General features: G+C 28.3%; 21 protein-coding genes and 1 riboswitch. Of the genes, 14 read left to right on the forward strand and 7 right to left on the reverse strand.

Annotated features, from left to right (window positions below):
* Positions 1-80: 80 nt before the first annotated feature.
* From obgE to A966_RS09310, 10 genes are all read left to right on the forward strand, one after another.
* Positions 81-2,123 carry a GTPase ObgE gene (gene obgE, locus A966_RS09265; protein WP_008724877.1) on the forward strand — a complete coding sequence of 681 codons (2,043 nt, stop codon included), beginning with the start codon at positions 81-83 and terminating at the stop codon, positions 2,121-2,123.
* A 37-nt stretch (positions 2,124-2,160) separates the two neighbouring features.
* Positions 2,161-3,102 (forward strand): Rpn family recombination-promoting nuclease/putative transposase, encoded by a 942-nt coding sequence (locus A966_RS09270; RefSeq protein ID WP_008724879.1) that lies wholly within the window; start codon positions 2,161-2,163, stop codon positions 3,100-3,102.
* 162 nt (positions 3,103-3,264) lie between these two features.
* Complete coding sequence (locus tag A966_RS09275) at positions 3,265-3,822, forward strand: flavodoxin domain-containing protein (RefSeq protein WP_008724881.1); 558 nt, start codon at positions 3,265-3,267, stop codon at positions 3,820-3,822.
* 223 nt (positions 3,823-4,045) lie between these two features.
* Positions 4,046-4,528, forward strand: coding sequence for a chemotaxis protein CheW (locus A966_RS09280; protein WP_008724883.1), 483 nt, complete (start codon positions 4,046-4,048; stop codon positions 4,526-4,528).
* Positions 4,529-4,540: 12 nt separating this feature from the next.
* Positions 4,541-4,909, forward strand: coding sequence for a 30S ribosome-binding factor RbfA (gene rbfA, locus A966_RS09285; RefSeq protein WP_008724886.1), 369 nt, complete (start codon positions 4,541-4,543; stop codon positions 4,907-4,909).
* Between the two features lie 33 nt (positions 4,910-4,942).
* Positions 4,943-5,959, forward strand: a complete 1,017-nt coding sequence (locus A966_RS09290) for a DHH family phosphoesterase (RefSeq protein WP_008724888.1) — start codon at positions 4,943-4,945, stop codon at positions 5,957-5,959.
* Positions 5,960-5,995: 36 nt separating this feature from the next.
* Positions 5,996-6,487, forward strand: a complete 492-nt coding sequence (rnhA, locus tag A966_RS09295; protein ID WP_008724891.1) for a ribonuclease HI — start codon at positions 5,996-5,998, stop codon at positions 6,485-6,487.
* A 102-nt stretch (positions 6,488-6,589) separates the two neighbouring features.
* Entirely contained in the window at positions 6,590-7,630 is a 1,041-nt protein-coding gene (locus A966_RS09300) for an ABC transporter permease (RefSeq protein ID WP_008724893.1), read from the forward strand.
* Complete coding sequence (locus A966_RS09305) at positions 7,630-9,033, forward strand: ABC transporter permease (RefSeq protein WP_008724896.1); 1,404 nt, start codon at positions 7,630-7,632, stop codon at positions 9,031-9,033. Before A966_RS09300 ends, A966_RS09305 begins: the two co-directional genes overlap by 1 nt.
* Positions 9,034-9,097: 64 nt before the next feature.
* Complete coding sequence (locus A966_RS09310; RefSeq protein ID WP_008724898.1) at positions 9,098-9,556, forward strand: hypothetical protein; 459 nt, start codon at positions 9,098-9,100, stop codon at positions 9,554-9,556.
* Between the two features lies 1 nt (position 9,557).
* On the opposite strand, the gene A966_RS09315 is transcribed toward A966_RS09310, so the two are convergent.
* The 4 genes from A966_RS09315 to exaC form a co-directional block, all read right to left on the reverse strand.
* Positions 9,558-10,229, reverse strand: a complete 672-nt coding sequence (locus tag A966_RS09315; RefSeq protein ID WP_008724900.1) for a hypothetical protein — start codon at positions 10,227-10,229, stop codon at positions 9,558-9,560.
* A gap of 32 nt (positions 10,230-10,261) precedes the next feature.
* Positions 10,262-12,079, reverse strand: coding sequence for a glycoside hydrolase family 10 protein (locus A966_RS09320; protein WP_039955627.1), 1,818 nt, complete (start codon positions 12,077-12,079; stop codon positions 10,262-10,264).
* A gap of 519 nt (positions 12,080-12,598) precedes the next feature.
* Positions 12,599-12,928 carry a DUF779 domain-containing protein gene (locus A966_RS09325; RefSeq protein ID WP_008724904.1) on the reverse strand — a complete coding sequence of 110 codons (330 nt, stop codon included), beginning with the start codon at positions 12,926-12,928 and terminating at the stop codon, positions 12,599-12,601.
* A gap of 70 nt (positions 12,929-12,998) precedes the next feature.
* The gene (gene exaC, locus A966_RS09330) at positions 12,999-14,507 is read right to left on the reverse strand and encodes an acetaldehyde dehydrogenase ExaC (RefSeq protein WP_008724906.1); all 1,509 of its coding nucleotides are present in this window, start codon (positions 14,505-14,507) and stop codon (positions 12,999-13,001) included.
* A 216-nt stretch (positions 14,508-14,723) separates the two neighbouring features.
* On the opposite strand from exaC, the gene A966_RS09335 reads away from it, so the two are divergent.
* The 4 genes from A966_RS09335 (at position 14,724) to thiM (ending at position 19,383) form a co-directional block, all read left to right on the forward strand.
* Complete coding sequence (locus tag A966_RS09335) at positions 14,724-15,434, forward strand: hypothetical protein (RefSeq protein WP_008724908.1); 711 nt, start codon at positions 14,724-14,726, stop codon at positions 15,432-15,434.
* Positions 15,435-15,452: 18 nt separating this feature from the next.
* The gene (locus tag A966_RS09340) at positions 15,453-16,673 is read left to right on the forward strand and encodes an HsdM family class I SAM-dependent methyltransferase (RefSeq protein WP_008724910.1); all 1,221 of its coding nucleotides are present in this window, start codon (positions 15,453-15,455) and stop codon (positions 16,671-16,673) included.
* 251 nt (positions 16,674-16,924) lie between these two features.
* Positions 16,925-17,047, forward strand: a riboswitch (TPP riboswitch).
* A 91-nt stretch (positions 17,048-17,138) separates the two neighbouring features.
* The gene (locus A966_RS09345; protein ID WP_008724913.1) at positions 17,139-18,488 is read left to right on the forward strand and encodes a YjiH family protein; all 1,350 of its coding nucleotides are present in this window, start codon (positions 17,139-17,141) and stop codon (positions 18,486-18,488) included.
* 100 nt (positions 18,489-18,588) lie between these two features.
* The gene (gene thiM, locus A966_RS09350; protein WP_008724914.1) at positions 18,589-19,383 is read left to right on the forward strand and encodes a hydroxyethylthiazole kinase; all 795 of its coding nucleotides are present in this window, start codon (positions 18,589-18,591) and stop codon (positions 19,381-19,383) included.
* Between the two features lie 104 nt (positions 19,384-19,487).
* Here the strand turns inward: thiM and A966_RS09355 are convergent, their stop codons facing one another.
* From A966_RS09355 to ilvD, 3 genes are all read right to left on the reverse strand, one after another.
* On the reverse strand, positions 19,488-20,426 hold the full coding sequence (locus tag A966_RS09355) for a bile acid:sodium symporter family protein (RefSeq protein WP_008724916.1): 939 nt from the start codon (positions 20,424-20,426) through the stop codon (positions 19,488-19,490).
* Between the two features lie 25 nt (positions 20,427-20,451).
* Positions 20,452-21,519: an iron-containing alcohol dehydrogenase family protein gene (locus A966_RS09360; protein WP_008724919.1), complete on the reverse strand. Its 1,068-nt coding sequence runs from the start codon at positions 21,517-21,519 to the stop codon at positions 20,452-20,454.
* Between the two features lie 303 nt (positions 21,520-21,822).
* Positions 21,823-23,505: a dihydroxy-acid dehydratase gene (gene ilvD, locus A966_RS09365; RefSeq protein WP_008724921.1), complete on the reverse strand. Its 1,683-nt coding sequence runs from the start codon at positions 23,503-23,505 to the stop codon at positions 21,823-21,825.
* Between the last annotated feature and the right edge of the window lie 113 nt (positions 23,506-23,618).

The following is a 23,618-nucleotide window of genomic DNA, read 5'->3' on the forward strand; positions in this document are numbered from 1 at the left end:
TTGCTAAAATGATTTTTTATAATATAATAAATAATCCTTATAAATAAAATAACAATTAAACTATACAAGGTAATAAGAAAATGGATCAATTTATAGATGTAGTAAGTTTTTATATAGAAGCAGGACATGGCGGAGCAGGAAGCGTAAGTTTCAGAAGAGAAGCACATGTACCTATGGGAGGTCCTGATGGAGGAAACGGCGGCGATGGCGGAGATGTTATAGTAAGAGTTGATGCTAGAATAAATAGTTTTGGTAAGATAAAAAGCAGAAAGAGATTTAGAGCCAGAGACGGAGAGCCAGGAAGAGCTAGGCTAAGCGACGGTAAAAGGGGAGATGATGTAGTTATAAGGGTTCCTATAGGCACAGTTATTTACGATGAAGATACAAATAATATATTGGCTGATTTGCTTGAAGACGGACAAAGCTATACTGTTGCAAGAGGTGGCAAGGGAGGTAAAGGAAATAAATTTTATGCCACTGCCACAAATCAGGCACCAGATTATGCACAGCATGGCTTAGAAGGAGAAAAGTTAAATATAAGACTTGAAGTTAAACTTATTGCTGATATTGGACTTGTAGGTATGCCTAATGCTGGAAAATCTAGTTTGCTTGCGAGACTTACAAGAGCCAATCCGAAAATTGCATCATATCCTTTTACTACACTTACTCCTAATTTGGGAGTATGCTATTTGGATTATGAAAGAAGTTTTGTTATTGCTGATATACCGGGTATTATTGAAGGAGCTAGTGAAGGGGCTGGACTTGGTCTTACTTTTTTAAGGCATATTGAAAGAACTGGGGCTTTATGCTTTGTTATAGATTTAACTGATGAAGATGTTGCTGATACTTATAAAAAATTGAGAAATGAATTAAAGCAATATAGTAAAGAATTAATAAGGAAAAAGTCTATTATTGTGCTAAATAAAACAGATATGCTTGAAAAAGATGAGATAAAAGAAAAAGTAAAATCTATAGAAAAAACTGTAAAAAAAGAATATAAAAACAATAAAGAAACTCATTATGAAGAGCCGGAGATATTTGCTTTGTCAGTATTTAGTTTGGAGGGAGATATGCTTGATAAGGTAATAAATGCATTTTATAAAGCTAATGAAGAGAGATATGATAATACGGCCAAGCAAACAAAAGAGCCTTTGCTTCTTAATCAAGATAAAAATAAATCAAAACTTAAAACAAAAAGAGTATTCGGACCTCTTATGTCAAAAAGGCTTGGAAACTCTTTGGGAATAGATGTTATACCACATAAAACTTGCAGTTATAATTGTATATACTGTCAATTAGGTTCTGAAGAAAATACTAGAACATCTCTTCAGAATTTTTATTCTGTAGATGAGATAATTTATGAATTAAAAGAGGCTTTGCTTAATAATAAAAATATTGATTATATAACATTTGCTGGTTCTGGAGAGCCTACTTTATACAAAGATTTAAAAAAACTTATTTATGAAATAAAGCAGATAACTGATATTCCAATATGTATTATAACCAATGGTTCTTTGCTATATAAACAGGAAATGCGTTCTGATTTGCTTATGGCAGATTTGGTGATACCTTCTCTTGATGCTGGAAATATTGATACTTTTAAGATAATAGATCAACCTAATAAAGAAATTGATTTTGACAAAATGGTTGGCGGACTTATAGAGTTTAGAAGAGTTTTTAAAGGCGAGTATTGGCTTGAAGTATTTTTGCTTAAAGGTATTAATGATAGCAAAGAAGAACTTGATGATATAATAAAAATAGTAAATAAAATAAAACCGGATAAAGTTCAGCTAGTTACAGCTACTAGAAGAACAGCTGATGAAAAAGCTAAGGCATTGAATGATGAAGAGTTAGAAAAGGTGAAAAAATATTTTAACGCCAACTGCGATATTGAAATAGATGTCCCTAGTGTATCTGATAATGCCAAAGGAAATGTAAAAAAAATTACTGAAGAAGATATAATAAATTTATTAATAAGACATCCTGACACTTCTCGTATGATAGCGGTAAGTTTTAATGAAGATGAAAAGAGAGTAGATGAATTATTAAAAAAATTAATAGAAAGCGGAAAGGTGAGAGAAGAAATAGTTAATGGTGTAGTTTCTTATGCTGCTAATATTTGATATAGACAAAACAAATTATTTTTAGTATAATAAAATTATGAAAGAGATTAACAGACTTAATGATTTATTTGTACGATATCTAATTGGTACTGAAGGCGATGAAGATATATTAGAAAATATTGTTAATGCTGTTCTAAATGATGTAGGTTTTGAGTCTGTAGGAAACCTTGAAATTATTAATCCTTATAATTTGGCAGAAAATGAGAATTTAAAAGAATCAATATTAGATGTTAAAGCAAAAACCAAAGACGGTAAAAAGATACTTATTGAAATACAGTTAGTTGGAAATAATAATTTTATAAAAAGAATATTATATTACATAGCAAAAAATATAGCTTCTGAATTAAAAGAAAGTGATTTATATATTGGTATAAGTCAGATGATTAGCATTAGTTTTATAAATTTTAATTTGGATATAGGAAGCGAGACTGATATAAAAAGAGAGCATAAATGTTTAACATTTGCTGATATTCATAATCCTAGTCTTAGACTTGATGATTTTCAGATACATTTTATAGAGGTTAAAAGATTTTCAGAAATATTAAAAAATGCTAGTATAGATGAATATAATAGAAATAAACTTTTATCTTGGATTGATTTTTTTACTACCAAAGATTTAGAGAAAGATATTAATAAACTCATAGGAGGAAATACAATTATGAGCAAGGTAATAGATAAATATAAAAGATTTGTAGCTGATGAAAAAGAAATGTCAGCATATAATGAAAGAGATACTTTTCTTTACGGACAGGCTGCTATGCTTCAGTATGAGAGAGCAGAAGGAAGAAAAGAAGGCATAGAAATAGGATTTCATAAAGGTATTAAAGAGGGCATTAAAGAGGGTATTAAAGAAGGTATTAAAGAAGGTATTAAAGAAAATCAATTATTAACAGCTAAAAATATGAAAAATAAAAATATGGAAATTAATCTCATTAGTGAATTAACCGGATTAAGCATAGAAGAAATAGAAAAGTTATAATTAAAAAACTTCTTAGTATATAATAAGTTTACTCGACAGATATTTTAGTCGAACAATTTTTATTTATAGAAGTAAAATATTAAAAATTGTGAGCGTCCGGCAAGTTTCCTTGGCGGAGACTTTTGGCGAACAATTTTTATTTATTTATAGAAGGAAAATATTATGTCAAATAAAATTGCTGTGCTTTATAAAAGTAAATATGGTACTACAAGAACTTATGCTAAATGGATAGCTGATAAAGTTCATGGGGATCTTTATAATATTGATAATGTAACATTTCAAAATTTAGATACTTATGATTTTATACTATTTGCCGGTGCTTTGTATGCCGGAAAACTTTCATCTGCTAAAGGTATAAAAAAATTCTACAGTAAATTAAAGGGCAGAAAAAATTTATACTGTGTTATAGTTGGACTTACTAATCCTGAAGATAAAGAAACATATAATAATGCTGTTAATCAGAATTTTAAGTCCGATGAGAAAGAAAATATGAAATTTTATTTTTTAAGAGGGAGTTTAGATTTTGATAAGTTAAAACTTCATCATGCATTAATGATGTATATGCTTAAAAGAATAATATCTGCTAAAACCTTAAAAACCGAAGATGAAAAAGCATTATTAGAAAATTATGGTAAAAAAATAGACTTTCTTAATAAAACTTCCATTGAAGAAATAGTTGTAGATATAAAAAATAAGGTTAAAGAACTTCAAAATAACTGACATTTTAATGGGATAAAATATTGTTGATTTATTTTATGATATTAATATTATAATTATAATAACTAAATAATAATTCGTATTTGTATTACACTTTTTGTTATAATTAATTAGATATATTGTATTTTTATTAAATATAATATAAAATGTTTATCAAAGAAAATAAAATTACTTGACTTATATACATTATATATTATAATTTGCAGTACGATTTAAAGGAGTTAACATGATAGATGCCATACCAACAAATCAAATACTTGTATTTAAGATAAATAACGAATTATACGGAATAGATATATTAAAAGTTCAGGAAATATTAAATTTTATGCAGCCTTCTCCAATTCCAAACTGTCCTGATTATTTGAAAGGTATTATTAATTTGAGAGGTACTATAATCCTTGTTATAGATTTAAGAGCAAGATTTCATTTTGATGAACCTATGAATCCTGAAAACTGCGTAATTGTGGTTGTAGCAATAGGGGATAAGAAATATGGTTTGGTTGTTGACTCTGTATCGGATGTTCTTAGTATAAATAGTGAAAATATTCAAGAAGATATTGATATGCATGTTGGAATAGACAGCAGATATATAATGGGATTGGTTAAAGCTAATGAGCAGATGATTATTTTAGTTGATATAGATAAAGTTTTTGTTAAAGATGAGCTTGATGATTTAACTAATACTGTTAATAATTCTATAGTAAAGTAAGCAAATATTAATATGTACTCACATAGAATACTTAGAGTAAATGAAAATATAAAACAGACTCTCTCTATGATTATAATGAGAGAGATAGAAGATCCTAGAATAAAAAATAATCTTGTAACTATCACTAAAGTAGATACTGCAAAAGATTTAAAGAATGCTAAAGTATATTTTGTATGCTTGAGTGAAGATAAACAAAATGAAGTTTTAAATGGGCTTAATAGTGCTAAGGGAGTAATATTTTCCTATCTTAAAAAACAGCTTACTATTAGGTATGTACCCAATTTGACATTTCATTATGATAAAAATCTAATAGAAACAAATAAAGTATTAACTGATATAAATAAATTAAATATACCAGAAGAAATTCCTGAAGATAATTAATATTGTATAAAAATATGAATTAAGGACTTATCAATGTCTGATAACAATAAAGAAGATAAACAACATAATTTAACTGTATCAAAAAAAGATATTATAGAAAGATTATCAAAGGCTGATAATGTTACTATTACAGGACATAGAAATCCTGATTGCGATTGTATATGTTCAGGACTTGCTTTATCTTTAATTCTCAAAAATATATTTAATAAGAATGCTTATGTTGTAAATACTGATAAAATGCAAAGAGATTTGCATAATGTAATGTTTGTTGATAAAGTAATTTTTGAAGTTAATGAAAATAATCTTCCTAAAAAAGATGTTCTGGTTGTTCTTGATTCTGGGGATATAGATAGAATTGGGTGGATTTCTAATATATTAAATGAATATAATGAGGTGATATTTATAGATCATCATAAGGTTAGAAATATTAATGGTGTTACTATGTTTTATGATGATACCACTGCAGGTGCTACTTGCGAGATAATAGTTGATATATTTCAGGATTATTTAGATAAATTTGACAATTCAATATCAACATTACTTTACTGCGGTATTTGTACTGATACAGGAAGTTTTATATTCAGCAATACAACAGAGAGAACTTTACTTTATGGTTCTAAATTAATGAAAGTAGGAATTATACAGGAAAATCTTGGCAATGTTGTGAGAAAGAGATATACTAAAAATGATGTATCTGCTTTAATGGAAATATACAGAAGAATGGTAATAGACTATGACAGAAAAATAGGCTATATATGTTTGGAAGATACTATTTGCGGAGTTAATATTAAAGAGCTTGCGGTCAGTGCTTCTGATACACTTATTCAGATGGAAGATGTATTTATAGGTTTTATTATTCATGAAAATGAAGATAATTTTAGAGTAAGTATTAGAAGCCGATGTTCTAAAAATATTAGAGAGGTTGCTGAGAGTTTCGGAGGGGGAGGACATCCTAAGGCTTCTGGTTTTTCTGTATCAAAAAAAGATTATACTAAAGAAAATTTAATAAAAGATATAAATACTAAATTAATTGATTTATTGGCTTCATAATTTCTTTAAATCTCAAATAAGTATAAGAAAAAATTCATGACAAAAGATAATATTATTATATACACAGACGGCGGATGCAGAGGTAATCCTGGACTTGGTGCTTGGGCTGCAATACTCATAAGTGAAAAACATAATCTTCGCCTTGAGATTGGTGAAAGTGAGGATAATACTACAAATAACAGAATGGAGATGAAGGCTGCTATTAAGGCACTTGAAAGGCTTAAGCATTCTCATAATATCAAGCTTCATAGCGACAGTGCATATTTGGTTAATGGTATGACCAAATGGATATATTCTTGGCAGAAAAATAATTGGATAAAAAGCGATAAGAAACCTGTTGAAAATAAAGAGTATTGGCTTAAATTGATTGAATTATCAAGTAAACATAATATAGATTTTATAAAAGTAAAAGGTCATTCAAATAATAAAGAAAATAATCGTGCTGATGAAATAGTTAATATTCTTATGGATAAGCATATTGAAGAAGGTAAAACAGCTTCTTTTAATGAAAAAACAGAGTATTGTTAAAATAATATCTATAAAAAATAAATAATTAACATAATTAAATTAACATAATAATACTTTACAATTTTTATTATTTTTAGTATAATGCTTTGAAAGGATTGTATTATGTTTACTTATTTTGTCATTAAAAGAATTTTGAAAGGCATAATCATGTTTATAATACTTATGTTTATGTCTTCTGCTATATTTAATACTGTAAGTGAGAAAACTCTCAAGGCACAGATTGAAGAAAATATAAATGCTGAAGTGAGAGGACTTAGCAATATGCGTACTGAAGATGTTGAGAATTTTATCAAAGAGAGAAGGGCATATTACTATGATATATATTGGCTTAATAGAAGTATAGGAGAGAGAATATTTATAAGAGGTATTAATACAATAACTTTTCAATTTGGGAAATCTTCTATTATGATGGATTCTAATGGAAATAGAGATGTTATAAAAATAATAGGAGAAGCACTTCCCCGTTCTATAATACTTTTTACAACAGCATCAGTTATACAGATGATAATAGGGCTTATAATAGGACTTATAAAGGCTAGAAAAGCAGGCGGATTATTTGACAGAACCACAAGCATTATTACCATGATAGTTTACGGCATGCCTACTTGGTGGCTTTCTATGATACTTATAATGGTGTTTGTATATAAGTTTAATTTATTTCCTTCAGGAGGAGTACATTCAATACCGGTTCCTACTGGTATAATGTATTATTTAGATATGTTATGGCATATGTCTTTACCCTTGATTACATTAACATTGATAGGTTTTTGGGGGCTTTCATTTGTAGTAAGAAACATAGTATTATCTGCTTTGCAGGAAGATTATATAATGGCTGCACGTGCAAGAGGAATATCAGAAAAGTCAGTTTTGCTGGGACATACATTAAGGAGTTCTGCTCCTCCTATAGTTACTATAACATTATTAGGTCTTCTTGGTTCTATTGCGGGCTCTATTATATTTGAGGGGATATTTTCTTGGCCTGGTCTTGGCAATCTTTATTGGATATCAGTTCAGCAAAATGATATACCTGTTTTAATGGGAAATTTAGCTATAACTACAGCACTTTATCAATTCGGACTTGTGGTTCTTGACATATCTTACGGATTTTTAGATCCTAGAATAAAAGTAGGAGGCAGGTTATAATGAAAAATAGTATAAATAAAAAACTTGCTCCGTTAATAGAATTTTTTGAAGAGTTCAAAAAAGATAAAACAGGAGTTGTAGGTTTATGCATACTTGTTTTAGCTATTATGGTGTCATTGCTTGAGCCTTTACTTTTAACCTATAAAGAAGCTCCTAAACGCTGGAGAGATATCACATATTGGCAGGACAACCCCGCTTCAGCAGCACCAGAGTGGCTTAACTTTTTTCAAAAAGAAAAGTCAGCTATTACAACTGATATAAAGCCTATAAGTGTTGAAACTAATTATATAGACGGAGAATTAAATTATAAAGCGGTATTTGAGTACGATTATAAATTTGATAAATCTCCGGTTGATTTAATTTTTCATGCCAATGTTAATGGTTCTACAGGTTTAATTTGGAATGTTACAAGACCAGATGGGGAGATAATTACATTATCAGATAGTTTACATAATATAAGCGGAGATTTAAGAATATCATCATTTAATGATTCAAAAAATAGAATATTTAGATTTTACAGAGATTCTGTACCTAGAATACTTGCAAGGCAGATTGATACTATAACAACCAATCCTATGAAAATACTTTTTAATACTAAAAAAGATGATATGGCAAAGAATTTTCAGGCATTGAAAGGCATTTACAAATTTGAAGTGAGCGGTAAATTTGCAGTAGATAATTCTAGTTTTGAAGATCCTTACATTGTATTGGTAGGTTCTATGTCCGGCATAATGGGTACTGATAATATGAAAAGAGATATATTTTCAGGTTTAGTATCCGGACTTAAATGGGCTTTATTTATAGGAATAGCCACTAGTTTTATATCGGTTATAATAGGTGTTATGTATGGAATAATATCAGCATACTTCGGAGGCTTTGTTGATAATGCTATGCAGTTTATTTATCAGATATTTATAGGAATACCTGTTCTTCCTGTGATGATAGTTATAAGTGCAATATTCAAGCCTAGTATATGGACTATGATAACGATGATGATATTTTTTTCTTGGACTGGTTCAGTTATGACTGTTCGTTCTATGGCTATGCAGCTAAAAGAAGAAACCTATATTGAGGCAGCACGAACTATTGGTGCTAGTCATTTCAGAATAATATTTAATCATTTAGCACCATTACTTTTGCCTTTTTCATTTGCCTCTATGGCTTTGGCTGTACCTTCTGCTATAGTGTATGAATCTTCTTTATCATTGCTTGGACTTGGCGATGCTTCAATAGTTACTTGGGGACAGATTCTGCATGATGCTATGAAAGGCTCTGCTGTTCTTTCTGGGCTTTGGTGGTGGATAATACCTCCTGGAATTTTAATTGCAATTTTGGGTATGTCATTTGCATTTTTAGGATTTGCTCTTGATAAAATACTTCACCCTAAACTTAGAAGCAGATAATTGATTTTTTATTAAATATGATTTAATCTTTATTATATTATTAATTTTTAGTATAAGGATAGTTATGCATATTATAAAGTATTCATTTTTAATTTTATTTATTACTATATTGTTTATATCATGTACTAATAATAAAAAGTATGATATTGTACCTATAGACTCTACAAAATCTTTTGCAGTTTTAGGTTACTGTGTTCCTGCTCCTGAACATGCTATGAATGTTAAATATGCTATTGTTAATAAAACTATTGCTGAGGCTAATTTTGATTATAAAAATATAAACTATTATTACAGAGCTTCAAAACAATTAAATGATTTACTTTCATTTTTTAATAATCTTAAAGAAGAAAGAAAAAGTATTGATGGAGAAACAAATATAGAAATAACAATACAAACAAATGATGAAAAAGAGTATATAGCATATTGGAATGTTAATGGAATATATTATTCTTTGTATAGTGATGAAGAAAGCGGTATTGATGATTTAGCTTTGATATTAATGAGAAATAAGGCTTTAAATTAATTTATAAATTTATATTAAATTTTTTACCGTTAGATAGATCTTCTGCTATTATTGTATTATTATCAAAATATGCTTTATAAGTGAAATATAATTCATAATTGTATAAATCTAGTATGGTTTTTCTTATATCTATAAAGTTGACATAATTTTGACTGTTCTGTATGCCGTTAGAAAAGTCATATAATAGATAATCAAATATTCTTTTAAATGCTCCATTATCTGCTTTTGATAAATAAAATATGTGAAAAAGAATTTTATTATTATGATATAGTGCGTCCATAAAAACAATAATGCCGTTTTTGTTTATTGATTTATTATAATAAAAATTAAATTCTTTATCAGTTTCATTTAAATCTATTATCGAAAAACCTGATAAATCTCTATTAAAAACAAAATATTCATGATTATTATGATTAATTATTTTAAACATTCTAGCATCATCGCTTCTGTAATTATAAATAAGTTTATTATCCTGATTACAGTATATGCTTCTTTCATATCCTATAATATCTTTTTGATGTATATGTCCTGAATATTTTTTATGTATAATATAGTACTTATCATTTAGTATAGTTTTATTTTCATTTTCAAAATATTTGTCCGAGAATAAAATTCCGTATTTATTCCAATGATCTTTATAATAATCAGTATAGTATAAATTTTCTAATATCATATTATATAAGTATATTTATTGTATAAGATTTGTCAATCATTTATTATAGTAAGGTATTCGCTTTCATTATGTATTCTATCCAAAGCTGTAACATAATATATATAAGTTTGCTTTGAATTTACTGTTTTATCTTTGTATGTTACTTTTGAGTTTGCAGTAAAATTAGTTCTTCTTATTTTGTCTATTAATTCTATTCCGCTCTCTCCTATAGTTTCTCTGTATACTGCATAGTATGAAGAATATGAAGGGAGAAGATGTCCGTATTTATCCAGCTTGTATTCATTAGGATCTGTGAATGTTATTTCGATTCCTCCAAAAACTTTTTTAATGCTTGGATTTTCTAATTTCAAAGGAGGTTTATTCATATCTTTCATTGTATTCATTGTAGGTACTATTGCTTTAAATATATAATTATTTTCTTTTATATATTTAACAGCATCATTTCCAAAATTTCCTGTATCTCTGTCTTTTCTATACATGTTATGCATTGTAAAAAATGAAGAGCCTTTTATATATCCTTTTCCTACATCTCTAATATAATTTATTTGTTTTGACATTAAATCAATATCCTGCCAAGGTTCTATATTAGTAGCACTTCCCATTCTGTATAAAGCATGTCCTATATATATGTCGGCAAGTTTTTCATTATTTGCTTTTTTTGCTTCATTAACCCACCATTTTACTATTGTGTCAAAAGGTGCTGTTTTATGCTGTGAACTCCAATATACTTGCGGTATTAATGCATCAATATACATTCTATTTAATCCGTCTTTTCTTGAAGCATTATTCAAACTAGAAGTTTTTTCTCCGTTAAGCATCCATAAAAGAACATCAGCATGCAAAGCATCAAAATTAGGATTATATGATTTAGTATCGCTTCCGTATTTGCTTCCCGCATATTCAGACAATTTTTCTTTATTTCTCCACACTCCTGCAGGTGAAATAGTCCATTTTACATAAGGTTTTCTTGATTTTATTTCTTTATATAAGTCGCTTACAAGTCTGTTGATATTATCTCTTCTCCAAGCATAAAGCCCATTTACACCATAATCATCATAGGATTTATTTGTAATATCGTATCCTCTTTTATCACCATATTTTTCAGCACTTGCTTCATCAGGCCAATCTTTATAAGTTTTTCCTCTTGAGGCATTCTGATAAAAATAATCATCGAAATGTATACCGTCTACATCATATTTTTCAACTACTTCTATAACTGAATCTGTTATATATTTTGCACTTATAGGTTCACCGGGATCTAAATAAAGTCTGTTATCATACCAATATATAGGCTCTAAATTATTGGAAACATAAGTGTGAATAAAATTCTTTTTTGAGAATTGTTCTTCGTAGCTTTTAGTTTTATCATAAGTTAAAGACATTCTGTAAGGATTAAACCAAGCATGAACTTCTAAATTTCTTTTATGAGCCTCTTCGATTATAAATTCAAGCATATCTGTTTTAAATGGGTAATCATCTTTTTCATCACTTGATTTTGAGCCGAAAAAATATCTTGTAGTAGGATTTATTTCTGATTTGAATATTACACCAGCATCTGGTTTTACCTGTATGAATAAAGCGTTAAAATTATTTTCATATAATGTATCTAAGTGTTTTAGAATAAGTTTTTTCTGTTCAGATTCGCTTGCTCCTTTCAAAGGCCAATCAATATTAGCTACAGATGATATCCATGCTGCTCTAAACTCTCTGTAAATAGGGTTTATGCTTCTATCTTCATCAATATTTTTGGCAAGCATTTTTCTTACATCATTTGGTATGACAATATTCAGAGTCTGACATGATGTTACTAATAGTATGATTAAAGATATTACTGCAATGATTTTCTTCATAATTTTAATTTTTATTATTGATAGGTATTAAAGAGATTATATATTTAATGATAATAACAGTCAATATATGAAAAATAGCTTTTATTTATGTTTATAATGTAGATTATTTAATTTGGTTCGTATGTATAGTAAAATAATATTTCATGATCTTTTAATTTTATTTTGAATATTAGACTTGTTTCAAAATTACTTGACAAAATTATATATAAAATTTTTATAATTTATCAATTGAATAACAATGTTTTATATGTTGTATAAATTATTATTTTAGTATATAAATATGCAGTCCTTTTGCTTCTCGCCGCAGGCGGGCTGTGCCTGTGCCACCAAAAGAAGTGGGGTTTGGCACGACTGTGTGCTTCGCAGCAAAGCCCCAACTATAATTAAAAAAAATATTAAATTAAAAAACTATAAGTATTAAGAAATTGAGTTTTGAAACAAGTCTATTATATAAAATAATTGATATTTTTTATAATGTAAATTAAATAATTATAATATGTTTATATAGTTAACATAATTTTATTTATTAATTTCAGATTCTAAAACAAATTTTTTACCGCTTCCATATTCTAAAGAAAATTCGCTTCCGTTTCCTATGAGAGCTTTTATATAAATAGTATGATTTTCAAAATTATTATAATTATTTTTATGAGTATATATTTTCACATTTTCTATATTTCCAAGAAGTATATCATTTTCCCCAATTTTAAAATCTTTTTCTTCAGCACATAAAAGCATAGTACCATCACAGCATCCGCATGATATATGAAATATTATATTTCCATTTTCTTCTTTAAGTTCTTTAATTAATTGTAAAGCATTATCATCTGCTATGATTTTATTATTCATAAGTACTCCTATTTTATTAAGGGATTACATTTTATAATGCAATCCCTACTATGATTAATTATTAATATTATTAAAAGAAGCCTAATTTTTTAGGAGAATAGCTAACTAAAATATTTTTTGTCTGCTGATAATGATCAAGCATCATTTTATGAGTTTCTCTTCCTATACCTGATTGTTTATATCCTCCGAAAGTAGCATGGGCAGGATAAGCATGATAACAATTAGTCCAAACTCTTCCGGCTTTAATACCTCTTCCAAAACGATACGCTTTATTTATATTTCTAGTCCATACACCAGCTCCAAGTCCGTACATAGTGTCATTAGCTATTTCTAAAGCCTCTTCATCAGTTTTGAATGTAGTTACAGATAAAACAGGTCCGAATATCTCTTCCCTGAAAATTCTCATACTATTATTACCTTTAAATATTGTAGGCTGTACATAAAATCCATTAGCTAATTCACCTTCTAATATATTTCTTTCTCCTCCTATTAAAACTTCAGCACCTTCCTCTTTTCCTATTTTCAAATATTCTGTGATTTTATTTATTTGATCTTCGCTTGCCTGAGCTCCCATCATAGTATTAATATCGAGAGGATTTCCTATTTTTATAGCTTTTACTCTTTCTAAAACTCTAGCCATGAATTTATCATATATTTTTTCATGTATTAATGCTCTTGAAGGGCAAGTACAAACCTCTCCCTGATTGAATGCAAATAAAACAAGTCCTTCAATAGCTTTATCTAAAAAGTCATCATCTTCATCCATAACATCTTCAAAGAATATATTAGGAGATTTTCCTCCCAATTCTAATGTTACAGGTATGATATTTTCTGTAGCAAACTGCATTATCTGTCTTCCTACGCTTGTTGATCCTGTGAATGCTACTTTAGAAATTTTAGGGCTTGTAGCCAATTTTTTACCTATTTTTCCGCCGCTTCCATTAACTACATTTAATACTCCTTTAGGTATTAAATCTCCTATAACTTCCATAAGAACTAGTATGCTTGCAGGAGTAGGGCTTGCAGGTTTTAATACTATACAGTTTCCTGCTGCCATAGCCGGTGCTATTTTCCAAGCGGCCATAAGTAAAGGGAAATTCCAAGGTATAATTTGTCCTACAACTCCCAATGGTTCATGGAAATGATATGCTATAGTATCATCATCTATTTCGCTTATAGTTCCTTCCTGTGTTCTTATAGCACCTGCAAAATACCTGAAATGATCTGCTGATAATGGTATATCCGCATTTAAAGTTTCTCTTATAGGTTTTCCATTATCCCAAGTTTCAGCATAAGCTAATAATTCTAGATTTTCTTCTATTCTTTCAGCTATTTTTATAAGAATATTAGCTCTTTCTGTAGGAGATGTTTTAGCCCAAGCATCTTTTGCAGCATGAGCAGCATCAAGAGCGAAATCTATATCCTCATCATTTGAGAATGGTACTTTATTAATTACAACACCGTTAATAGGACTAATATTGTCAATATATTTTCCGCTTTTAGGTGCTACCCATTCACCTCCTATATAATTTTCATACTGTTTTTTAAATACATTTGAATAATCTTTATATTTACTCATATTTTCACACTCCATTTTTTATTTTATATAACTAATAGTATATAAAATAAATATATTTATTCAAGTAATTTTGAACATTATTTAAATTTTTATTTTATAATTTTTATTTTTAATATTCTTGTTTTGTATAGTATGTATTATATAAATATAAAATTATTATATAATATCTTTTTTAATGAACTTGACAATAAATAGCTTTTTGTATATATTGTCAAAATGCTTAGTGATATTTTTATAGATATACAAAAGAATAAGAAAGAATGGCTTAAGAGTAAAGAGGGCAATGAGTTTGAAGACAGATTTGAAGCTTCTCTGAAACGCTATGGATTTAACAGGAGAATGTCTTCTGATAAAGATATAAAAAATATACTTTCATCTGTAAAAAATAATATTTTGGATAAAAGCTCTGATAAAATAATAGATAATATTTATGCTTTAGAAGATAAAAGTATGGAAAACTGTTTTGTATGTCAGCCTTACGGCAGTCAGAATTTTCCAGACTTTCTAATCTTTACAGCCAAAAAAATTATAGCTATAGAAATAAAATACAGCAGCGGTAAATCTTCTAGTCCTATGTGGAATAGTAATTTACCTAAATCAAATGCTATTTATATATTCGGTTCTTACGGAAGAGGCGATGTTACTTTCTTTATAGGAGATGATGTTCTTCCTATGAATGAGAGAAATGAGTTAATAAAATTTTTTGAAGAGATAAAGAAACTTGAAGATAATTTTAAAAATAAAATGAAAAAAGAAAGCAAAAATAATCTGTTTGCATATAAATTTGACAGAGGATTTAATGTGTATATTAGACGAGCTTATGAACAGAATAAAACTATAAATGCTAATGCAAAAATAGATTATTTTCTTCATGAAGATAGAATAAAATGCGAAAATAATGTAATAGAGTTTTGTAATAGTTTATAATTTTGCAAGAGAGATATGATGCAGGAAGAGTATACAAAGGAAAGTTTTGATTATCTTAAAAATACTGATATAGAAAAAAGAAAAAAACTAGGGCAGTACTTTACGCCTAAAAGTATAAGAGATTTGCTTTTAAAAAAATTAATATCCATTTCAGATAAAAAAGACAATGTAAAAATATTAGATCCAGCATGCGGAAGCGGAGAGTTTCTTTTATCATGCCTAGAATATTTTAATAATGCTAGTCTTTATGGTTTTGAGATAGATGAAAATCTAGTTTCCATTTCAAAAAAATTAATAAATAATGCTGATATAAAATGCACTGATACTTTGAAAACAGATACAGAAAAATCTATTAAATATGATTATGTTATAGGCAATCCTCCTTACTTTGAGTTTAAACCAGACAGAGAAACAAAGAAAAAATATTCTGATATAATAAGCGGAAGAATTAATATATTTTCTATATTTATAAAAATAGGTTTAGAGCTTTTAGAAGATGGAGGATATTTAGCTTATGTGGTGCCTCCTTCTATGAATAATGGGGCTTTTTTCAGTAAACTAAGAGAGTATATAATTAATAACAGCAGTGTTGAATACTTGCATATTGTGGAAGGCTCTGATAATTTTTATATGGCAAATCAAAAGGTTATGCTTTTAATACTCAAAAAAACTAATAATCATAAAAATAAAAAATATATATTCTCAAAAAATAGTATTACAATATTTACGGAAGATAAAACTTTTTTAAACAATGCATATAAAAATACTGTAAGTTTAAAAGATATAGGATATGCTGTAAAAACAGGAAGTATTGCTTGGAATAAATATAAAGAAAATCTTACAGAAGATAAAAATAATTCTATCCCTTTAATATATTCATCAAATATAGTTAATGGAAAAATAGTTATACCGAATAAGAGAAAACTTCAGTATATAAGAAATATTTCTAAAGAGTTGATAATCAAAAATAATGTTATAGCAGTTAATAGGATAACAGGCTCTCATAAAAATATCAATATAAAATCAGCAATAGTCAAAGAAAAAGAGTTTGTATGTGAGAATCATGTTAATGTTATATATCCTTTGGAAAATTATAATAAAGCCTATTCATTAGAATATATTTACAATGCTTTAAATGAAAAAAACAATATAAAAGTGTTAAGTCTTATAACAGGAAACACTCAGGTATCAAAAACAGAATTGGAAAGGCTTCTTCCTATAAAGATTATTAATATTTAAATTATTACAAAATATTTCTAGCAATTATATTTATAAAGCATAAAATCAATATCGTATGAAAAATATTAAGGTTCAGTAATTAAAAATAATTTTGTTAGAAATATATCTTTTGAAAATTTTAAATATTTTAAATAGTTAGAAAAATATTCAAAACTTGATGTTTATTTTATATAATTAATATAAATTGCTGTATAGTGCTATAAAAATAATTATATTTCTATTTGAAATAATTATAATTTTATTGTATAATATATAAAAATTAGGGGAGCTTTAAAAGGCTGAGAGTAAGTTTTATTTATTAAGTTTTATAGATGAACTTAGACCCTTATAACCTGTTGGATAATGCCAGTGTAGGGAAATATTTTTATAAGTTTTCTAATATTATTTTCATTTTCTCATTTTTATACACTAGTTATTTTCATTAAGGTTTCTCTAAATTATTAATTTATATTTAAGGAAATTTTTATGAATAATGTTTCAAACTCAGAAAATGTTTTAAAAGACAATGATTTGACAATTAAATACAGCAGATCATCATATTTGAAATTTATTATTTTAAGTGCTATTGGTGTTTTTATGTTTTTTATAACAATAAATATTAATGGCGTGAAATCAATACCAATAGATCATTTAGTGAGTTTTATAAGAAAGATTCCATTTGTAGAGCCTTATTACGGTATAATTATCACTATGCTGGGGGGAGTATATCCCTTTATAAGTAAATCTTGGAATAAAAATAAAACAGAGATAGTATTTTCATTTATAAAACTATTGGCAATACCATTTGTTATAATGGCTTATTTCAAATTAGGACCTGCTGATTTTCATAAAGCAAATATGCTTCCTTTTTCCTACAGATTATTAACACAGGTTGCAGTTTTAATTCCGATAGGGGCTGTATGTTTATCATTTCTTATTGATTATGGGCTTATGGCTTTTGTTGGAATATTTATGCGTTATATAATGCGTCCTATTTGGAAAACTCCTGGTATGTCATCAATAGATGCTTTAGCTTCTTTTATAGGCAGTTATTCTGTGGGACTTCTAATCACTAACAAAGTTTATAAAGAAGGTTATTATTCTACAAAAGAAGCATGCATAATAGCTACAGGTTTTTCTACAGTATCAACTACATTTATGGTTGTTGTGGCAAAAACTCTTGGAGTTATAGATAAATGGAATATATACTTCTGGGGAACTTTGGCTATTACATTTATAGTTACAGCAATTACAGTTAGACTTTATCCTTTGAGAAATAAATCTGATAAAGGATATTTGAATAGAGATGTAATTGAAGAGGCAAAATTTACAGGTGGTAATATTTTTAAAAAGGCATTAGATGAGGGTGTAAAAGTAGCTGATAAACAAAATAATTTTTTAGACAATATATTAAAAAACTTAAAAGAAGGATTATTAATATCAATATCAATAATGCCTAATTTTATGGCTATAACTTTTATAGGATTATTGATAGTTAATTATACCCCTTTGTTTGATTTTGTAAGTTATATATTTCTTCCTTTTACTAAATTATTAGGATTGGGAGAAGAGGCTTATACTGTTGCAAAAGCATGTTCTATTACTATAGTAGAAATGTTTTCTTCTTCAAGCATTATTATGGATTCAAGCCAATTAGCTAAAAGTGTAATAGCTATAGTATGCGTTTCAGAAATACTTTATTTTGCAGCACCTATTCCTTGTATGCTTGCTACAGACATTCCAATCAGAATAAGAGATATCATTATAATATGGATAGAGAGAATAATATTTTCTTTAGTTTTGGCAGTGCCTTTTGCATATTTATTTTTGGTGTAGAATAGTTTTATTTTAATTGATAAGTATATAAACTTAATATCTAAGCTTAAAAATAAAAAGTATTAAATTATTTATTTTCTATAATAAAAGGAGTAATAAAATGAGTACATTAAAAGACGAAATATTTAAAGCAATTACTGATATGAAAGCTAAAAGCCCATTGGTTCATAATATAACAAATTATGTTGTTATGCAAATTACAGCTAATGCCTTGCTTGCAGTGGGGGCTTCACCTGTTATGACATTTGAAAAGGAAGAGTTTGAAGATATGCTTTCTATAGCTTCATCTCTTGTTATTAATATAGGTACTTTAACAAAAACTTCTATAGAGGCTATGCATAGTGCTTGTTCTATAGCAAATAAAAAAAATGTTCCTTTCGTGCTTGATCCTGTAGGAGCAGGTGCTACGAAATTAAGAACTCAAACTGCTATAGATATAATAAAAAATTATAATCCAAAAGTAATAAGAGGAAATGCCTCTGAGATAATGGTACTTGCTGGTGAGAGTATCAAAACCAAAGGAGTAGACAGCACTGCTAATGTTAATATGGCATTGGAAGCTGGTAAGCATTTAGCTAAAGAGTATAATACAGTTGTAAGCATAAGCGGAGAAACTGATATTATAACAGACGGAAATAGAGTTTTATATGTAAATGGGGGCTCTCATTTAATGCCTTTAAATACAGGTATGGGCTGTACTTCTACTGCCATTACTGCTGCTATGCTTGCGGTATCAAATCCTTTAATTGCTGCTTCTTCTGCTATGTGCATAATGGCTGATGCTGGAGATATGGCTTCAAAAAAGACAGATGCTCCTGCTAGTTTTGCTGTTTCATTTATTGATGAGCTTTATAAACTTAATATAAGTAACGCTTCTAATAGGGTAAGAGAATAATATATAAATTAATTGACTTTTTATTATTGGGAGTGCTGATAAACAATGGGCTTTTTTATATTAAAGTCCATTGTTTAAGCATTTTTTATTTATTATTATAATTGCTAATCTTTTATTTTTGACGCCATTATATTCGCTACTATTGAACCTGATATATTATGCCATACGCTGAATATTGCTCCAGGTACTGTTGCTAATGCCATAGAGGCAAAATGTGTTGCTGCCAAAGAAGTAGCAAGTCCTGAGTTCTGCATTCCTACTTCTATTGATACTGCCTTGCATTTTGAATTACTTAATCTAAATAATTTTCCTAATAGATAACCTAGCAAATATCCCAAACAGTTATGAAGAACAACTACTATTATAACTAAATAACCAACCTGCATAAGTCTTTGTGAATTAGCAGATACTACAGCAGCTACTATTGCTACAATCGCAAGTACAGATATTAATGGTAGTATTTCTTTTATACTGCTTGTAAACTTATAAAAGAATTTATTTATTATAAATCCCAAAGCTATAGGCAGTATAACAACCTGAACTATTGATATAAACATGCTGACAGCATTAACATCAACCTTTTGTCCTGCATATAAAAGTGTAAGAAGCGGAGTAGCAAAAGGAGCAAGTATTGTTGATACAGAAGTCATACCAACTGATAATGCCACATCCCCATTTGCTAAATATGTCATAACATTTGAAGAAGTACCACCAGGACAAGTACCTACAAGTATAACTCCTACAGCAAGTTCTGGAGGAAGTTTGAATACAATAGAAAGCAAATATGCAAGCAAAGGCATTATTGTAAACTGAGCTATAGCTCCTATTATAATGTCTTTTGGTCTTGTAAATACAACTTTGAAATCTTCAAGTTTTAATGTAAGCCCCATACCAAACATTACTATCATTAAGAGATAGTTAACATAACTTGTCTTTATGAAGCTTACTGTTTTTGGAAAAAATAATGATACAGCTGCTACTATTAATACAATTACTGCCATATACTTTCCAAAGAAATTGCTTATTTGTTTTAATGTTTTCATTTTTTTATCCTTATATATTTTTTATTTATTTTATGTACTTACTATTATTGAATTCCTCTAAATCAATAATAGCTTTTAATACCATTTCTTTGTCAAGTCCATAAGAACTTATGTACTTAGTATCTAATGCCGTATTAATATCATCATCTTCTAAACTTGCTTTATTTATTCCTATATCTTTTAAACATGTTGGAAGCGACATTGATTTATTAAACTTAAAAATATCTTCTCTTGCATCATATTGTTTATTCATAGTAAGAAGAAGTAATATTCCATAAGCTACCAATTCTCCATGAAGGAATTTTTCTCCCATTCTTTTTAATTTTGTTAATCCGTTATGCAAATATATATTATAATTATATCCTGCCATTACAGAAGTTAATCCTGCTGTGTATATTATATGAAGTATTACTCTGTTTAGAACATCTGATGATTTTTTATTTCTAAAATCATTTACAGCTTCTGAATAATATTTTAATATATCATTAGAACAGTTTTTTATTATTTCAATACCTAAGAAATTTCTATAATTTAAACTTTCATTTCTTGTGTAGAATAATGCTTCATACTGTTTAGAAAGTGCATTTCCAAGACCAGCTATAAAATAATTTTCCGGAGAGTTTAGTATAACATCAGTATTTATAAATGTATGTAAAGGCGGTCTTTTCAAACTAAACATCTCTCTAAAGCTTCCATCATTATCATAAACAACAGATATAGAGGTAACAGCAGCAGAGTTGGAGGCTAATGTAGGAAATGTAAATATAGGTTTATTCATCATATCTGCTAAAACTTTTGAGGTATCTAATGCTCTTCCGCCTCCTACTGCAAATATCATATCGGCTTCTATTACAGCTTTTTTCTCTTTAAGTAAATCAACATTTTCAAAAGTTGAATTTCCGCCGTAATGAAGCATACCTGTTATACTTATGTCTTTTATATTATTTAATATTAATTCTATTGATGCTTGAATAGATTTTTTACCCGATATGATTACAGCTTTTTTTCCGTAATTTGAACATATATCATATACATCTTTGTAAGCATCGCTTCCTATACTAAAGTTTGTTAAAAATAAATTTTCTATACTCATTTTTTAATCCTTATAATTATATTATTTTTTATTTTATTTATTGTTTTTATTCTAATGTTTTGTTTTATAAAATTAACCATTAATAATCATATTTTACTCCTTATAAAAAATTTTTATTTAAAATAAATTTAGTCTATGCTTATATCAGCTATAAACTAAACAATTTTTATCCTGGCTTAAAAGATAGGAACCAAGCAGTCTGTAATATTAATTTTTTGTTATGACTTTTAGATTATTAGTGCTTTTATTTGACGCTATAGTTAAAGAAATAAACTATAGCATCAATTTATTTTCATTAAAAAATTATTTTAATATAGCACCTGTATTAGCAGACTGAACAAGTTTTCTATATCTTCCAAGCCAGCCTCTAATTTCTTCTAAAGGTTTAATAGGAATCTCTTTTCTTCTTTTTTCCATTTCTTCATCAGAGATTTCTAAATTGATTTTATGATTAGGAATATCTATACTTATGATGTCATTTTCTTTTATAAAGGCTATCTCTCCGCCGCTTGCAGCTTCTGGTGAAACATGTCCTATAGAAGCACCTCTTGAAGCTCCTGAGAATCTTCCGTCAGTGATTAAAGCAACATCTTTATCTAATTTCATACCAGCAAGAGCAGAAGTAGGGTTAAGCATTTCACGCATACCAGGTCCGCCCTTAGGTCCTTCATATCTTATAACTACAACATCGCCTTTATTTATTTTTCCTGCATATATAGCAGCTATTGCAGATTCTTCACTGTCAAATACCCTTGCAGGTCCTTTATGTACAAGCATCTCATCAGCAACAGCAGAACGTTTAACAACGCAGCCGTCTTTAGCTATATTTCCCCAAAGTATGGCAATTCCTCCTGTTTTGCTGTAAGGATTTTCTATATTTCTTAAAACATTATTATTTTTATTAACAGCATCTTTTATATTTTCAGCTATTGTTTTACCTGTAGCAGTAAGAAGAGAAGTATTTATAAATCCGCCTTTATCAAGCTCTTTCATAACAGCAGGTATTCCTCCAGCTTTGTATAAATCTTCTATATAGTTATGCCCTGCAGGTGCTAAATGGCATAAATTAGGAGTACGGTCGCTTACTTCATTTATAGTTTTTAAATCTATTGGTATGCCAGCCTCATTTGCTATTGCAAGCAGGTGAAGAACACTGTTTGTAGAGCAGCCCAATGCCATATCCACAGCAAGAGCATTTTTAAATGATTCCGGAGTTATTATATCTAATGGTTTTATATCTTTTTTCAATAATTCCATAACCTGCATACCAGCTTTTTTAGCAAGCAAAGTTCTAGCAGAATATACAGCAGGTATTGTTCCGTTTCCTGGAAGTGCTATACCTAAAGCCTCAGAAAGACAGTTCATACTATTTGCAGTGTACATACCAGCACAGGAACCGCAGCTTGGACATGTATTTTGTGCATATTCTTCTAATTCGGCATCGTTTATAAGATTAGCCTTTTTTGCTCCTACTGCCTCAAATATATTCGATAAACTTATTTTCTCATCGCCATGATCACCAGGAAGCATAGCTCCTCCGCTTATTACTATTCCTGGTATATTCATTCTTAAAAGTCCCATTATCATACCAGGTACTATTTTATCGCAGTTAGGTACTAGAACAACTCCGTCTAAACCATGAGCTATAACCATACTTTCAACAGAATCAGCTATTAACTCTCTTGAAGGAAGTGAATATTTCATTCCTAAGTGTCCCATAGCTATTCCATCACATACACCTATAGAAGGTATAAGTATAGGAGTTCCTCCTCCTATTAAGACTCCTGCTTTAACAGCCTGAGATAGTTTATCAAGATGTATATGTCCAGGTACAATTTCACTATATGCAGAAATAATTCCAATCAGAGGTCTTTTTAATTCTTCATCTGTATATCCCATAGAGTAGAATAATGATCTGTTTGGTGCTCTTTCATCACCCTTTAATACTCTGTCGCTTCTTAAAGAACTATTTTCTCTGAAACTCATAATTATTTCTCCACTTAATAAAATTATTATTTTTGTAAAATTGTAATGCATATATTTTATTAGATAATGACAAAAAATCAAGAGTTTTTTTATATTTTTTATTATACTTGTTT

It is taken from the genome of Brachyspira hampsonii 30446 (genome assembly GCF_000316195.1).
Lineage (GTDB): Bacteria > Spirochaetota > Brachyspiria > Brachyspirales > Brachyspiraceae > Brachyspira > Brachyspira hampsonii_C.

Coding starts and splice junctions, on each gene's coding strand:
- obgE (WP_008724877.1), top strand. CDS start 81: ATGGATCAATTTATAGATGTAGTAAGTTTTTATATAGAAGCAGGACAT.
- A966_RS09270 (WP_008724879.1), top strand. CDS start 2,161: ATGAAAGAGATTAACAGACTTAATGATTTATTTGTACGATATCTAATT.
- A966_RS09275 (WP_008724881.1), top strand. CDS start 3,265: ATGTCAAATAAAATTGCTGTGCTTTATAAAAGTAAATATGGTACTACA.
- A966_RS09280 (WP_008724883.1), top strand. CDS start 4,046: ATGATAGATGCCATACCAACAAATCAAATACTTGTATTTAAGATAAAT.
- rbfA (WP_008724886.1), top strand. CDS start 4,541: ATGTACTCACATAGAATACTTAGAGTAAATGAAAATATAAAACAGACT.
- A966_RS09290 (WP_008724888.1), top strand. CDS start 4,943: ATGTCTGATAACAATAAAGAAGATAAACAACATAATTTAACTGTATCA.
- rnhA (WP_008724891.1), top strand. CDS start 5,996: ATGACAAAAGATAATATTATTATATACACAGACGGCGGATGCAGAGGT.
- A966_RS09300 (WP_008724893.1), top strand. CDS start 6,590: ATGTTTACTTATTTTGTCATTAAAAGAATTTTGAAAGGCATAATCATG.
- A966_RS09305 (WP_008724896.1), top strand. CDS start 7,630: ATGAAAAATAGTATAAATAAAAAACTTGCTCCGTTAATAGAATTTTTT.
- A966_RS09310 (WP_008724898.1), top strand. CDS start 9,098: ATGCATATTATAAAGTATTCATTTTTAATTTTATTTATTACTATATTG.
- A966_RS09315 (WP_008724900.1), bottom strand. CDS start 10,229: ATGATATTAGAAAATTTATACTATACTGATTATTATAAAGATCATTGG.
- A966_RS09320 (WP_039955627.1), bottom strand. CDS start 12,079: ATGAAGAAAATCATTGCAGTAATATCTTTAATCATACTATTAGTAACA.
- A966_RS09325 (WP_008724904.1), bottom strand. CDS start 12,928: ATGAATAATAAAATCATAGCAGATGATAATGCTTTACAATTAATTAAA.
- exaC (WP_008724906.1), bottom strand. CDS start 14,507: ATGAGTAAATATAAAGATTATTCAAATGTATTTAAAAAACAGTATGAA.
- A966_RS09335 (WP_008724908.1), top strand. CDS start 14,724: ATGCTTAGTGATATTTTTATAGATATACAAAAGAATAAGAAAGAATGG.
- A966_RS09340 (WP_008724910.1), top strand. CDS start 15,453: ATGCAGGAAGAGTATACAAAGGAAAGTTTTGATTATCTTAAAAATACT.
- A966_RS09345 (WP_008724913.1), top strand. CDS start 17,139: ATGAATAATGTTTCAAACTCAGAAAATGTTTTAAAAGACAATGATTTG.
- thiM (WP_008724914.1), top strand. CDS start 18,589: ATGAGTACATTAAAAGACGAAATATTTAAAGCAATTACTGATATGAAA.
- A966_RS09355 (WP_008724916.1), bottom strand. CDS start 20,426: ATGAAAACATTAAAACAAATAAGCAATTTCTTTGGAAAGTATATGGCA.
- A966_RS09360 (WP_008724919.1), bottom strand. CDS start 21,519: ATGAGTATAGAAAATTTATTTTTAACAAACTTTAGTATAGGAAGCGAT.
- ilvD (WP_008724921.1), bottom strand. CDS start 23,505: ATGAGTTTCAGAGAAAATAGTTCTTTAAGAAGCGACAGAGTATTAAAG.